The sequence below is a fragment of the Gemmatimonadota bacterium genome (assembly GCA_009838645.1).
Lineage (GTDB): Bacteria > JAAXHH01 > JAAXHH01 > JAAXHH01 > JAAXHH01 > JAAXHH01.
The window spans coordinates 119,730-132,759 of record VXRC01000042.1; the positions used below are offsets into that span (position 1 = coordinate 119,730).

Annotated in this window: 10 protein-coding genes; 9 read left to right on the forward strand and 1 reads right to left on the reverse strand. The window is 64.5% G+C overall.

Annotation, left to right across the window (positions count from 1 at the left end; genetic code table 11):
- The first annotated feature begins 67 nt into the window (after nucleotides 1–67).
- The 9 genes from F4Y38_12120 (at nucleotide 68) to F4Y38_12160 (ending at nucleotide 12,148) form a co-directional block, all read left to right on the forward strand.
- Complete coding sequence (locus tag F4Y38_12120) at nucleotides 68–1,315, forward strand: transglutaminase domain-containing protein (GenBank protein MXY50027.1); 1,248 nt, start codon at nucleotides 68–70, stop codon at nucleotides 1,313–1,315.
- Nucleotides 1,308–2,321, forward strand: a complete 1,014-nt coding sequence (locus tag F4Y38_12125; protein ID MXY50028.1) for an NAD-dependent epimerase/dehydratase family protein — start codon at nucleotides 1,308–1,310, stop codon at nucleotides 2,319–2,321. The genes F4Y38_12120 and F4Y38_12125 overlap by 8 nt, the downstream gene beginning before the upstream one ends.
- A 29-nt stretch (nucleotides 2,322–2,350) precedes the next feature.
- Nucleotides 2,351–3,412 carry a dihydrodipicolinate synthase family protein gene (locus F4Y38_12130; GenBank protein MXY50029.1) on the forward strand — a complete coding sequence of 354 codons (1,062 nt, stop codon included), beginning with the start codon at nucleotides 2,351–2,353 and terminating at the stop codon, nucleotides 3,410–3,412.
- A 37-nt stretch (nucleotides 3,413–3,449) separates the two neighbouring features.
- Nucleotides 3,450–4,565, forward strand: coding sequence for a mandelate racemase/muconate lactonizing protein (locus F4Y38_12135; GenBank protein MXY50030.1), 1,116 nt, complete (start codon nucleotides 3,450–3,452; stop codon nucleotides 4,563–4,565).
- A gap of 41 nt (nucleotides 4,566–4,606) precedes the next feature.
- Nucleotides 4,607–5,665: a Gfo/Idh/MocA family oxidoreductase gene (locus F4Y38_12140; protein ID MXY50031.1), complete on the forward strand. Its 1,059-nt coding sequence runs from the start codon at nucleotides 4,607–4,609 to the stop codon at nucleotides 5,663–5,665.
- Nucleotides 5,666–5,671: 6 nt separating this feature from the next.
- Nucleotides 5,672–7,714, forward strand: coding sequence for a hydantoinase/oxoprolinase family protein (locus F4Y38_12145; GenBank protein MXY50032.1), 2,043 nt, complete (start codon nucleotides 5,672–5,674; stop codon nucleotides 7,712–7,714).
- Nucleotides 7,663–9,402: a hydantoinase B/oxoprolinase family protein gene (locus tag F4Y38_12150; GenBank protein ID MXY50033.1), complete on the forward strand. Its 1,740-nt coding sequence runs from the start codon at nucleotides 7,663–7,665 to the stop codon at nucleotides 9,400–9,402. The genes F4Y38_12145 and F4Y38_12150 overlap by 52 nt, the downstream gene beginning before the upstream one ends.
- Nucleotides 9,403–9,412: 10 nt before the next feature.
- Entirely contained in the window at nucleotides 9,413–10,870 is a 1,458-nt protein-coding gene (locus F4Y38_12155) for an NAD(P)-binding protein (GenBank protein MXY50034.1), read from the forward strand.
- A 201-nt stretch (nucleotides 10,871–11,071) separates the two neighbouring features.
- Nucleotides 11,072–12,148, forward strand: coding sequence for a Rieske 2Fe-2S domain-containing protein (locus tag F4Y38_12160; GenBank protein MXY50035.1), 1,077 nt, complete (start codon nucleotides 11,072–11,074; stop codon nucleotides 12,146–12,148).
- Here the strand turns inward: F4Y38_12160 and F4Y38_12165 are convergent, their stop codons facing one another.
- On the reverse strand, nucleotides 12,149–13,015 hold the full coding sequence (locus tag F4Y38_12165) for a hypothetical protein (protein ID MXY50036.1): 867 nt from the start codon (nucleotides 13,013–13,015) through the stop codon (nucleotides 12,149–12,151). It abuts the gene before it with no gap.
- Between the last annotated feature and the right edge of the window lie 15 nt (nucleotides 13,016–13,030).

Consider the following 13,030-nt stretch of genomic DNA (forward strand, 5'->3'; position numbering starts at 1 on the left):
CCAAGCCGCAATATAACGTCCGTCCGATCTTGACGCAACATACCGCAGGCTGTTACTTGGTAAGTCAATGAGCAGACTCTACCACAACGAATCCGGTCGTGTCATCCCTTCCCTGTGCGAGGAACTCACGCGGTTCCGGCGCGTCCGCGTCATCCTTAATCTCCCGGCCACCGGATCCAACGCAACCCTGTACCTGCTCGCCCGGCCCCACCGGGTCGGCGACAACCCACTGCACTGGTCCGTCAACGGGATCGGCCAGGAAACGATCCGGACCGGGGAGGATCTCCACTACAGATGGTACGAACGTACCGTTAAGTCAGGCGACTTGCGCGACGGGGACAACACGGTGGAGCTGTGGGCCGATGACGCCGCGATGACGGGATGGTCGCTCGCGCTGGAGGCGGGCGGCGCCCCGTCGAACAGCACACTGACCGACAACGGCGGCGCAACCTGGCGTTCGCACCGTATGGGCTACCTGAATGCAATTAGTGGAAACTACTGCGTGCGCGTTCGGCTGGAGGAAGGCCGGGACGACCCGCCGCCGGACATGGTCTGGGAATCCGCAGGCCACCCCAGGGCACAGTCGATGCGTGACCGGATTCCCCGCCGTATCGCGAACGGCAGCGATCTACTGACCCGGGTGCGGGCGCTTTCCGCGTGGATTTCGACAAGCTGGGAGCATTCTGGATCCCGCCGCGGGACGGCATACGCGCCGTGGGACGCGGAGACCATACTCGCATGGGGCGAAAGCCGGCAAGGCCACAACGGCGAAAGTTCCATCACCATGTGCGTCCACTATGCGGTGGCCTTCGCCAGTGCCTGTCAGGCGCTGGGCATCCCTGCGCGCTGCTCGGCGCTGATGGGAACGCCGAATAGCTATGAAGGCCATTTCGTGGCCGAAGTCTGGTTCGACGATTACCGGAAATGGGTGATGGTGGACCCGAACATCGACGCGATAATGTTTCGCGGCGGAGAACCCCTCTCCATCCCGGAGATCCAGGAGCTGGACGGCGGACTGGCCTCTTATGTTGAATGGGGCAGCGGATCGAAATTCCAGCGGACGTTCTCCCACATGCGGAGTTTCATCCGAAACAGCCTGCTCCGGGGTGTATGCTTCCGCCACCGAAGCATCTGGCCTCGGATCGATTTTTTCTCCCATCCCGAACTGACGCCGCCGGGACATGGTTCCGTGTCCTACTGCGAGACCGACCTGGTCTGGTCGGAACCGGACCGGGAGTCGGGTTTCGGCATGTTCAAGTACTTCGCGCCGGCCGCTTACTTTACGGCGCCACCCGACGGAGCGGCCTATGCCTGATCTGATCACGAGCGAGGAGATGCTGATCGACCGGATGACGGCCCCGTCGACGGCCGTCGTCGAAGCCGTATCGGAACTGGAAGGCGACGTGGTGATCCTGGGCGCCGGCGGGAAGATGGGGCCGACCCTGACGGAACTCCTCGTGCGGGCCGGCGCGAAGCGCGTGATCGGTGTCTCACGGTTCAGCGACGCACGGGTAGGTGCTTATCTCGAACAAGCCGGCGTCGAAATCGTTCGGGCGGACCTGCTCGACGAAAAGGACCTGGCCCGCCTGCCGGATGCGCCGAATGTCCTCTTTCTCGCGGGGTTCAAGTTCGGCGCCACGGGCAACTCGCCGATGACCTGGGCGATGAACGCCTGGCTGCCGGGCCGGATCATGCGCAGGTACGCCGGATCCCGCGTCATCTACGTGAGTTCGGGCAACGTGTATGCCTATACCCCGGTTGCGGAGGGCGGCGCGGACGAGGACGGCGAAATCGGACCGGTGGGTGAATATGCCCAGTCTCGTCTGGGCGGGGAACGCATCGCGGAACACCTGTGCCTGGAACAGGGAACGCCCCTGCTGATCGTCCGGCTATTCTACGCCACGGAACTGCGGTACGGCATCATCCACGACCTCGGCAGAAAGATCCACGACGGCGTGCCGATCGACCTGGACATGGGCCATGTGAACCAGATCTGGCAGGGAGACGCCAACCGTTACCTGGCGCGGCTGTTCCCCCTGTGCAGCAGTCCCGCCACGATCCTGAACCTGACGGGGCCGGACGTCCTCTCCGTCCGGTCGATGTCCGGAATGCTCGGCCGCCGGTTGGCAATGGAGCCGGATTTTACCGGCCGTGAAAGCGATACGGCGCTGCTTGGCAACGCCCGCAGGTTGTTTGACCGGCTGGGTGAGCCGGAGGTCCCGCCGGAAAGGATCGCGGACTGGGTCGCCCACTGGATCCGCATCGGTGGCCGCAGCCTGGACAAACCGACCGGGTACGAGTCGCGTACCGGACGTTTCTGATCGAAGTATACCAACGCTGGAGAGTAACCATGCAGGACGCAATGCCCCCGCCAGTCCGATCGGCCATGGGGCGAGGTGTGGTCATCCCGGCCCATCCGCTGGCCGTAACGGCGGACCGGCGACTGGATGAACGGCGCCAGCGTGCCCTTACGCGTTACTACATCGCGGCCGGGGCCGGTGGACTCGCCGTAGGCGTCCACACGACCCAGTTCGAGATCCGGGACCCCGCCCACGGTCTCTACGAACCGGTACTCGGCCTGGCCGCGGAAGTCATGAACCGGGAGGCGGCGGCGGACTTCATCCGGATCGCGGGTATTTGCGGACGGACGGACCAGGCGACCGGCGAGGCGGATGCGGCGCAGTCGATCGGATACCATGCCGGCCTGCTCAGCCTGACCGCCATGAGCGGCGCCTCGGAGGACGAACTCATCGCGCACTGCCGCGCCGTGGCCGACGTCATTCCCGTCATGGGATTCTACCTGCAGCCCGCGGTCGGCGGCCTCGTGCTTCCCTACCGTTTCTGGCGGCGGTTCGTCGAACTGGAAGGGGTGGTGGCCATCAAGATCGCGGCGTTCAACAGGTACCACACGCTCGACGTGCTGCGGGCCCTGGCGGAGTCCGGACGGCAGGAGGAAATCACGCTTTACACCGGAAACGACGACAACATCGTGATGGACCTCCTTACCGAACACGTTTTCCGGTGCGGAGACGGAAGCCGGTCCGTGCGATTCAAAGGCGGGCTGCTGGGACACTGGGCCGTCTGGACCCGGGGCGCGGTCGCGTTGCTGCGGGAATGCCAGGACGCCTCGTCGTCCGGCGAGCCCGTACCCCAACACCTGCTGACCCGATCGATCGAGGTCACGGACTGCAACGCGGCTTTCTTCGATCCGGCCCACGGTTTTGCCGGGTGCATCCCCGGGATTCACGAGGTACTGCGCAGGCAGGGCCTGATCGAGGGCACCTGGTGCCTCAATCCCGATGAGACGCTGTCGCCCGGCCAGTACGAAGAAATCAACCGGGTATACTCGGCCTATCCCCATCTCAACGACGACCACTTCGTCGCCGAACACCGGGACGACTGGCTCCGGTAAGCGCAGCGGAGAAGATCATCCGAAAACGGAGCGGAACATGAAGATCACCCGCATCGAAGCCATCCCCATCGAGGTGCCCCTCAAGCAGGGCATGACCACGAAGACCGCCCATGGCGAACACATCGTCTCCCCCTATGTCATCCTCCGGGTCCATACGGACGAGGGGTTGACCGGGCTGGGAGAGGCCACGGTCGCGCCGCGCTGGAGCGGGGAAACGTCCGCCTCGTGCGCCGCCGCGGTCCGGGACCTGGTGGACCCCGCGCTCAAGGGCGAGGACCCGGCGGACGTGAACCGGCTTTGTGGGCTCATGGACGAGGTCATCAAGCTGAACCCCTTTACGAAGGCGGCCGTGGAGATGGCTTTGTGGGACCTGGCGGGGAAGCGCGCGGGTGTGCCGCTCTACCAGTTGCTGGGCGGCAAGGTCCGGCAGGAGATCCCCATGAAGATGGTGGTCGGCGCCTTCGACGTGCCGACTTCCGTCGCCCTGGCGGAGAAGTTCCTTCAGTGGGGCGTGCAATGTCTCAAGGTCAAGGTCGGACTGGACCCCGGGGAGGACCTCGAGCGCGTCCGCGCAATCCGCGCCCTGGCCGGTCCCGGCATCCGGATGAGCATCGATGCGAACTGTGGGTGGCCGCCGGCGGTGGCCCGCCGCATGCTTCGTCTCCTGGAGCCGTTGGACATCCTGTTCGCCGAGCAACCCTCGGCGCCGCAGTTCGACGATGAAGCGGCCCTGATTCGCACCGGCACGACCATCCCCATCATGGCCGACGAGAGCGTATTCACGGTACACGACGCCATGCAGACGGTACTGCGGCGGTCCGCGGACATCATCAGCGTCTATCCTGGAAAGAACGGAGGCATCGGCCAGACGCTGGCCATCTCGCACGTGGCCCGGGCGGCGGGACTGCGCTGTCACATGGGCAGCAATCTCGAACTGGGGATCGGCACGGCGGCCATGCTCCACGTGGCGGCCAGTGTGGAAGCCATCGACAGCGATACCTATCCCGGTGACCTGCTCGGACCGCTGTACCACGAAGGCGATATGATCGAGACGCCGCTGGAACTCGGGCCGGTCACCGCGAAGGTAACCGACGGACCCGGTCTCGGCGTCACCCTGGATGAAGCACAGGTCGCGCGTTGGAAGGACGCGTAGCACCTTCCCTGGAGTTTTACCAACCTTAAGAGAGGACAGCCATGGCTGACGGAAGGACCTACAGGGCCTGCGTGGTGGGCTTGAGCGGTATTGGGGCGGGAAGCCCCCCGGTCGACGGCGACCACGGAATGGGCCATGAGATGCCCAACCGCCATGTACCGGCCTATGCCCTCCTGCCGAATACAGAGGTGGTCGGTGTCTGCGACCTGAAGGAAGACCTCCTGCAGGACACACTAAGGGATTGGTCGGGTACTTTCCCGGGCCTGCGGGGATTCACGGACTACCGGGAGATGCTGGAAGCGTGCAGGCCCGACATCCTGAGCGTGGTGACCTCAGACCACCGTCACGCGGATATCGTCGTGGACGGCGTTGCGGCGGGCGTCCGTGGTATTTACTGCGAAAAACCGATCGCGACATCCCTCGCCGATGCCGACCGCATGATCGCCGCGGTGGAAAGCCGGAACGTGCCCATGAACATCAACCACACCCGTCGCTGGAGTCCGGTATACCGGGAGGTCAAGCAACTGCTCGAAGATGGTGCGATCGGCGCGTTGCAACGCATCGTCCTCAACTTCGGCGGCCCCCGGGCCATTCTCTTCCGTAACGGCACGCACATGATCGACATGACCTGCTTCCTCGCTGGATCGGAACCCGCGTGGGTATTCGCCGAACTCGACGAAGGCTACGAGGACTACTGGCCCTACGGGGGCGACGGAGGCCGGAACGCGGACCTGGAACCGGGCTGCTCCGGTTTCATCCATTTCAAGAATGGCGTGCGGGCTTTCTACAACGGTTCCAAGGGCAGGGAATGCCGGGGAGGATACCAGCTCGACGGCACCGACGGATGGATGTTCGTCCACGAGGACTACTACGAACTCGATACGGGAAACGGCGTCCAGATCGTCACCCCCAAGGGGCCGACCCATTACTACTCCGCGGCGGCCATCCGGGATCTCGTCCACGTCATGGAAAACGGCGGCGAGACGGTTTCCCCGCCGCGTGCAGCCCGGAGTACACTGGAGATCATCCTGGGGTTTCTCGCGTCGCAGAAGCACGGCAACGTGCGCATCGACTTCCCGCTGGACGAAAACACCGTCTGACCCGCCATGAACGTTCGCATCGCCATAGACACGGGCGGCACGTTTACCGATCTCGTTCTGTCCGACCCCGACACGGGCCGCCTGGTCTTCCACAAGGTGCCGAGTACGCCGTCCGATCCGAGCCGGGCGCTGGTGGAAGGCGTCAGCGAACTCGTCGCTCAGGCCGGATACGCACGTGGGGATATTCGGTTCCTGATCCACGGCACTACGGTGGCCACCAACACCATCCTGCAGCGAAAGGGCGCCCGTACCGCCTTCATTACGACCGAAGGGTTCCGGGACGTACTCCACATTCAGCGGCAGGACCGGCCCCATCTGTACAACATGCGCATCCGCCGGACGCCGGCTCTCGTACCACGCTCTCTGCGGTATGAGCTTCCGGAACGAACGTTGCACGACGGATCGGAAGCCCTGCCCGTCGACCGGGATCGGCTGAACGAACTGATCGAATCGCTCAGTAAGGAAGGCATCGAGGCGGTCGGCGTGGGGTTGCTGCACAGCCACATCGATCCCGGCCACGAGCGGGCAGTCGGCGATGCGCTGCAACATGCACTGCCGGAGACCACGGTCTGTCTTTCTTCCGATATGAGCCGTGAAGAGGGCGAATACGAACGGTTCAGCACCTGCGCCATGAACGCTTACGTGCAGCCGGTCATGACGAACTACCTTGACCGGGTGAACGACGCCCTGTCGGACACCGCCGTCGAAGCGCCGCTCTACGTCATGAAATCCAACGGTGGAGTCACCTCGGCCCGGGACGCCGCGGATCAATGCGTGCATACGATCCTGTCCGGACCGGCCGGCGGCGTGGTGGCCGGCGACGAGATCGGCCGGCGGCTCGACCGGTCCAATGTGATAACGGCCGACATGGGCGGTACGAGTTTCGACGTGGCCATGATTCACGAAGGCGCCATCGCCTTCGCGAAGAACGCGGAAATCGACGGCCTGGCCCTGAAAGCACCCATGATGGACATCCACACGATCGGCGCGGGGGGCGGGAGCATAGCGTGGATCGATTCGGGTGGTGCCCTGCGGGTGGGCCCGCAGTCCGCGGGGGCCGTGCCCGGTCCCGCCTGCTACCAGACCGGCGGTACCGAACCCACCGTAACGGACGCGAACCTGGTCCTGGGCCGACTCTCGACGGACAGCCTTCTGGGCGGAGCCATCACCCTGGACCCGGCGGCCGCGCGGAGTGTGATAGAGGAGAAGATAGCCTCCCATTTGGGGTGTGCGGTCGAGGATGCCGCCGAAGGGATCATCCGGGTGATCAACGCCTCTATGACGGCGGCCATCCGCAAGCTCACCGTGGAACGCGGGTACGATCCGCGCCCTTTCACCCTGGTACCCTTCGGCGGTGCGGGACCGCTTCACGGCGTCGAGCTTGCCCGGGAACTGGGAATACGCGACGTGGTCATACCGCTCGCTCCAGGGGTCGCCTCCGCCGAGGGCCTGGTGTTTTCAAACCTGCGTACGGACCGGATCCAGACCCACGTGGAACTGCTGGATCGAATCGGCGCTGCGGAATTCGAAGAGATGCTGGACAACCTGACCGCGCAGGCGATTAAGGATCTGGCCATCTCTTCGGAGAGTAGCGATCCCGTCATCAGCCGGCGCGTCGGGCTGCGGTATTCAGGGCAGGGTTACGACATCCCCATCGACCTGCCCGAGGGCGCTGTCGACCTGGCCTCGCTCGAATCGGCCTTCCATCTCGAACACGAGCGGCAATACGGATACGCGCGGCGCGACCAGCGCGTTCAACTCGTCAACGTGTGGGTTTCCGCGGAGCTGCCCATTTCGGATGACCGGCGGAAGCCCGCGGAACGGAGCGTATCCGACCGGGCCGGTCCCCTCGCTTCTCGCCCGGTCTATTTCTCAGGAGACTGGGTGGACACGCCGGTCTTCCGCAGGACCTGCCTGTGCCCCGGGCAGCGGATCGACGGTCCTGCCATTATCGAGCAACTCGATTCCACGACGCTGATCGGACCCGGGCAAAACGCATGCGTCGACGAATGGGAACAGATCACCATATTCGGACTGGACTCGGCATGAAGACCGACCCCATCACCCTGGAACTGATGCGCAACCGGTGGACCGGCATCGCGGAAGAAATGTGCGCCGCCCTGATCCGCACCAGCTACTCCACCAATATCAAGGACCGGCGCGACTGCTCCGCGGCCATCGTGCAACCCTCCGGGGAGATCCTGGCCCAGGCGGAATCGGGCGTCCCCCTGCACCTGGGCGTGATGCCCGGCGTGGTCCGGTCCATCCTTGAAACCTATCCCGTGTCGTCCATGAAACCCGGCGACGTCTACATCACGAACCTGCCCTATCCCGAGGGACCGGGTCATCTGCCGGATGTTTCCCTGGTATCCGCCATTTTCCACGAGCATCGCCCGGTCGCACTGGCGGCATCCACCGCCCATCACGTGGACATGGGCGGGTTCGCGCCGGGCAGCATGCCCTTCGGGGTGACGGAGATCTACCAGGAGGGCCTGCAGATCCCGCCGCTTCCCATTTTCAAGGGGGGACGGCTCGACGAAGAGATCTACCGGCTGATCAACCAGAACGTACGGACCCAGTACGAGGTAAGGGGCGACCTCATGGCGCAGTTCGCCTGTGCCCAGATCGGCCAGCAGCGCGTGAGCGATCTCATGTCCCGGGAGTCTCCCGATGAAGTCGTTCGTTACATGGACGAGATCCAGGACTACGCCGAACGGCGGATGCGCGCGGGCATCCGGTCGCTGCCCGACGGCGAGTACGCTTTCGAAGACTACCTGGACGACGACGGGGTCACCGATGCGCCGGTGAAGATCGCGGTCACCCTGACCATCTCGGGGGACGAGCTGCGCGCGGATTTCTCGGGGTGCAGCGACCAGGTCCTGGGACCGTTGAACGCCAGGTTGCCGGCGGCCGCTTCCTGCATCAGCTACGTGTGTAAGGCGGTGATCGACCCGGACCTGCCGGCGTGCGCCGGGGCGTACCGGCCCCTGGACATCTTCGCGCCCGAGGGCTCCATCCTGCAGGCCACCTACCCGGCGGCCATCGGGAACGCCAACATCCTGACGGACCAGCGGGTCGTGGACGTACTCATGGGCGCGCTGTACCAGGCCGCGCCCGACCGGGTGTGCGCGGCCTGCAGCGGGGAGATGAACCTGGTCAACATCGGCGGGATCGATCCGGTCACTGGCGATTACTACAACTACGTGGAAACCTACGCGGGCGGGCAGGGCGCCATGTCCGACCTCGACGGCGAGGACGGCGTGCACACCCACCTCACCAACACCCGGAACGCGCCGGTCGAGATCATGGAACGCACCTATCCGCTCCGGGTCGAGCGGTACGGCCTGATCCCGGACACCGAGGGGCCGGGACGCCAGCGCGGCGGCTGCGGGATGATGCGGGAACTGAAGTGCCTGGGAAAACGCACTATCATCACCCTGGGTTCCGACCGCCGCAAATTCACGCCCTGGGGACTCGAAGGCGGCGGGAACGCCACGGGGGCCCACTGTTACGTGATCGACACCGAAGGGCGCGAAAAGGAGATCCCGACCAAGACCCATACCGAACTGTACCGGAACGAGATCCTGCGGATCGAGACGCCCGGCGGCGGAGGTTGGGGCGACCCGGCGGAGCGAGACGGAAAGAAGGTGGAAGAGGACGTCCGGAACGGACTCGTAAGCCCGGAAAGGGCGGACGCACACTACCGCTGCGCGAAGGATCGGAAACCGGCAGACTGACGGGTTCGGGATGGGACGCGATCGTCCAGTTTCAGATCGTCCGGTTCCAGGTGCAGCCAATGAAGAGGATGCGGAGATCATGGCAGCCGGACGGAATGGCACTAATCCAAAGCGAATCGCCATAATCGGCGGCGGGGTATCCGGGCTCGGGGCCGCATGGGCGCTGCATCGCCACCCGGACCGGTTTGACTTCCGGCTGTACGAGGCCCGGGACCAGGTGGGCGGGAACGCCATCACCGCCGACATGCCGCAGCATGATGGCAGCACCATACCGTTCGACATATCCGTCACCGCGCTGATACCGTCCGTATACCACCACATCCTGTTGTTGATGCGGCAGTTCGGTATCGAACTGCTCGACACCCGGTTCAACTACAGCGTGAAATACCACGGCCGGGTTTACGCCCACGATTTCGACTCCGACATCCGGCGACAGCTTCAGCCCGAGATCGCCCGGTTTCAAAGGGTCCTGAAGCGTCTGCACCGGTTCGGCCGGCTGACCCGCTCCCGGTCGAGGCTGATGAACGCCCTCAACCCGTTCAATTACATCACGATGCGGACGGTGCTCAACCTGGGCGGATTTTCCGGAGACTTCAGATACAAGATCCTGAAGCCCATGTTCGTCAATTTCCTGATGGCCACGAACGTGTTCGACATGCCGGCGGCCCTCTTCGCACGGTACCTGGAGTTCTTCGACATCGAACGCGCGACGCCCATGCAGACGTGGGACCAGGGCACGCGCCGGATCTACGAAAACCTGACGGCCGGATTCCGGGACAGGATACACCTCAACCGGCCGGTGCGAAAAGTGCACCGCCGGTCCGACTGCGTCGTGATCGAGGACTCCGACGGCGTGGAGGAGACGTTCGACGAGGTGGTCTTCGCGTGCAATGCGAACCAGACCCTGATGATGCTCGTCCGGCCCACGTTCCTGGAGCGCTACCTTCTGTCGTCTATACGCTACGAGAGCGAACTCCACAACCACACGGTCGTGCACTCGGACGCATCCGTCCTTCCGGATAACGAAGTGAGACCATTGGAAACGCGGAGCAATCATATCGAACAGTACGGCGCCAGGCCGGACAACTACGAAATCACCTACATCATGCACAACCAGCAGCCGTGGGCCAGCCGGTCCGACAGGCCCTGTCTGGTGACCTATAATCCCGTCAGTCCGATCGATGAGCGGAAGGTCGTAAGGAAGTACTGGTTCCAGCACATCGTGCACGACGTGCGCCACGTCGCCTGGCTCGTCCAACTGTTCCGGTTCATCCAGGGCAGGCGACGGACCTGGCACTGCGGCGCTCACACCCTGGTGAACAGCCAGGAGACCTGCTTCGTGACCGGCCTCGCCGCCGCCCGGCAGATCGGGGCGGACTATCCCTTTGACGACCCCGAGGCCAGGCGGATGTTCAACTACTACGGCCGGATTCTGCACGGCGGTCGGTTCAGGAAGGCGAAGGGCTGACACGGCCCCGTTTCGACCGGCTTCAATGTCCTGTCGGCGCACGTCCTGCCTGCGCACGTCGGACCATCGGAAGCCGGACCACGGGAAACCCGTCCGGATTACGCCTGCTCCAACCTCTCGCCAGCGGCTCGAGCCAAATCCTGCTTGTCGCGTTAACGCCTTGTAGTTATAATACTTACGTGGCACACTGGAGGATAGGCCTTGCATACAAACGATACGATCCCAACGCCGGCGGCCGACGCGGATACGGGACTCACCGACCGCCGCGACACGGAAGGGCTTCATCCCTTCCCGGAAGGCTGGTACCTGGTCACGACCCGCGATACGCTGCGGCGGGAGAAACTGATCGAGAAAAAGTGGATGGGAGAGGATATCGTCGCGTGGTGCGACGAGGAAGGCCGGGTCTGCGTGGCCGAAGCCGTGTGTCCGCACCTGGGTTCCGACCTGGGACCGAAAGTCGGCGGCAAGGTGTGCGGCGGCCGCCTGGTCTGCCCGTTCCACGGGTTCGAGTTCGATACGACCGGGCAGTGCGTCGCTACGCCCAACGCCCCGGCGCCGAGAGCCGCCCGGCTGGCCGTGTACGAGACCAGGGAGATCTTCGGCCTGGTCTTCGCCTGGTATGGACTCGGCGGGCGGCCCGCGCACTGGTTCCTGCCGGACGAACCGCCGGCCGGAAGCGAGTGGGGCGAGCTGGGTTACCGGACCCTCCGGTTTCGCAGCCATCCCCAGGAAACCGCGGAGAACTCCGTGGACATCGGCCACCTGCGTTACGTGCACGGCTACGACAACGTGAACGCGGTCGGATCTGTCACGGTGGAAGGCGCCTACCTGAAGAGCTGTTTCGACTTCAGGCGCGTCCGCAGGGCTTTGGGCGTCAAGGAGCTCGTCTACGAGGTCTCGGCCGTCACGCACATCCACGGCCTGGGGTACTCCCTCGTGGAGATCCACGAAAAGACCATCGATATGCACGCCAGGCTCTGGGTTCTCCCGACCCCAATCGACGGCAAGTACATCGATCTCGTGCTGGCCGGCCAGCTGCGGGAGATCCGGAAGCCGCGGCGGTTCGTCTCCGGCTTGGGATTCCTGCCGTCGAAGCTGCGCCGGCGGTTGATGAACCAGATTCTCCTGTCTCAGCAAAAACGGGATGTGCTGCAGGACGTGGTGATTTGGGAACGGAAGCGGTTCCGCACGCCGCCCCGGCTGTGCAGGGCAGACGGTCCCATCGGTCTGTACCGGCGCTATTGCCGACAGTTCTACTCGGAACAGCCCCCATCCTGATCAGGGCGGCCCCTCCAGTTCCGCCAGGGCCTCGAGAACGTCCTGCTGGATGAACGACTCGAAGGCGTCCCGTGCCGGGAGTCCGGCCGCCTTCGACAGCAATGCCACGGCCCGCTCCCGGCCACCCTCTCTATCGAGTTCGGGTAAATTGAGCGCGTATTCCAGCAGGACGATCATCGAATCCGGCGCGAGTTCCAGCGCCCGCTCGAAATGGATGACCGCGCTCTCGCGGTTTCCCTTGTACAGGAACCGGGCTACGCGCCCGGCCCGGGCGATACCGGCATGCCAGCCCCCGAAGGCCATGTGCGCATCGGCGAAGTCGGGATCCATGGCAAGCGCGTTCTCGAGCAGTCCGCGGACCCTTCCGGCCAGGCCCCGGCGAAGCGCCGTAAACGTGCCGACGGTCAGCGCATATCGGCCAACGGCGTGCGCGGACTGGTAATACGCTTCTTGATTGGTCGAATCGGCGCGTACCGCCTCTTCGCCGAGTTTCATCGCACGTTCAAAGAACCCCTTCCGATCATCACTGGCCGCAACGTAGTGGCCGTGCACCGCGAGCGATTGCGCCGCCAGGGCGTAGCCCACGGAGGTCCCGAGGGCTTCCGCCAGGTCTGCCGCCTCGAGAAAGCGGCCCTCCTCAAAAGCAATCCGAGCGTCGTCGATCGACCGGGCGTCCGCGCCGGACTGGGCGTCCACGCTGGACTGGGTGTCCGCATCGGACCGGGCGTTCGCATCGGACTGGGCGTCGTCGATCGACCGGGCGTCCGCGCGGGACTGGGCGTCCGCGCCGGCCACGACGGCTATACCGGCCGCCAGGAGTAAAAACCCCCCGACCACCGTGAGATGTACAAATCGCGTAAGGATCATCTCGACACCTTTATT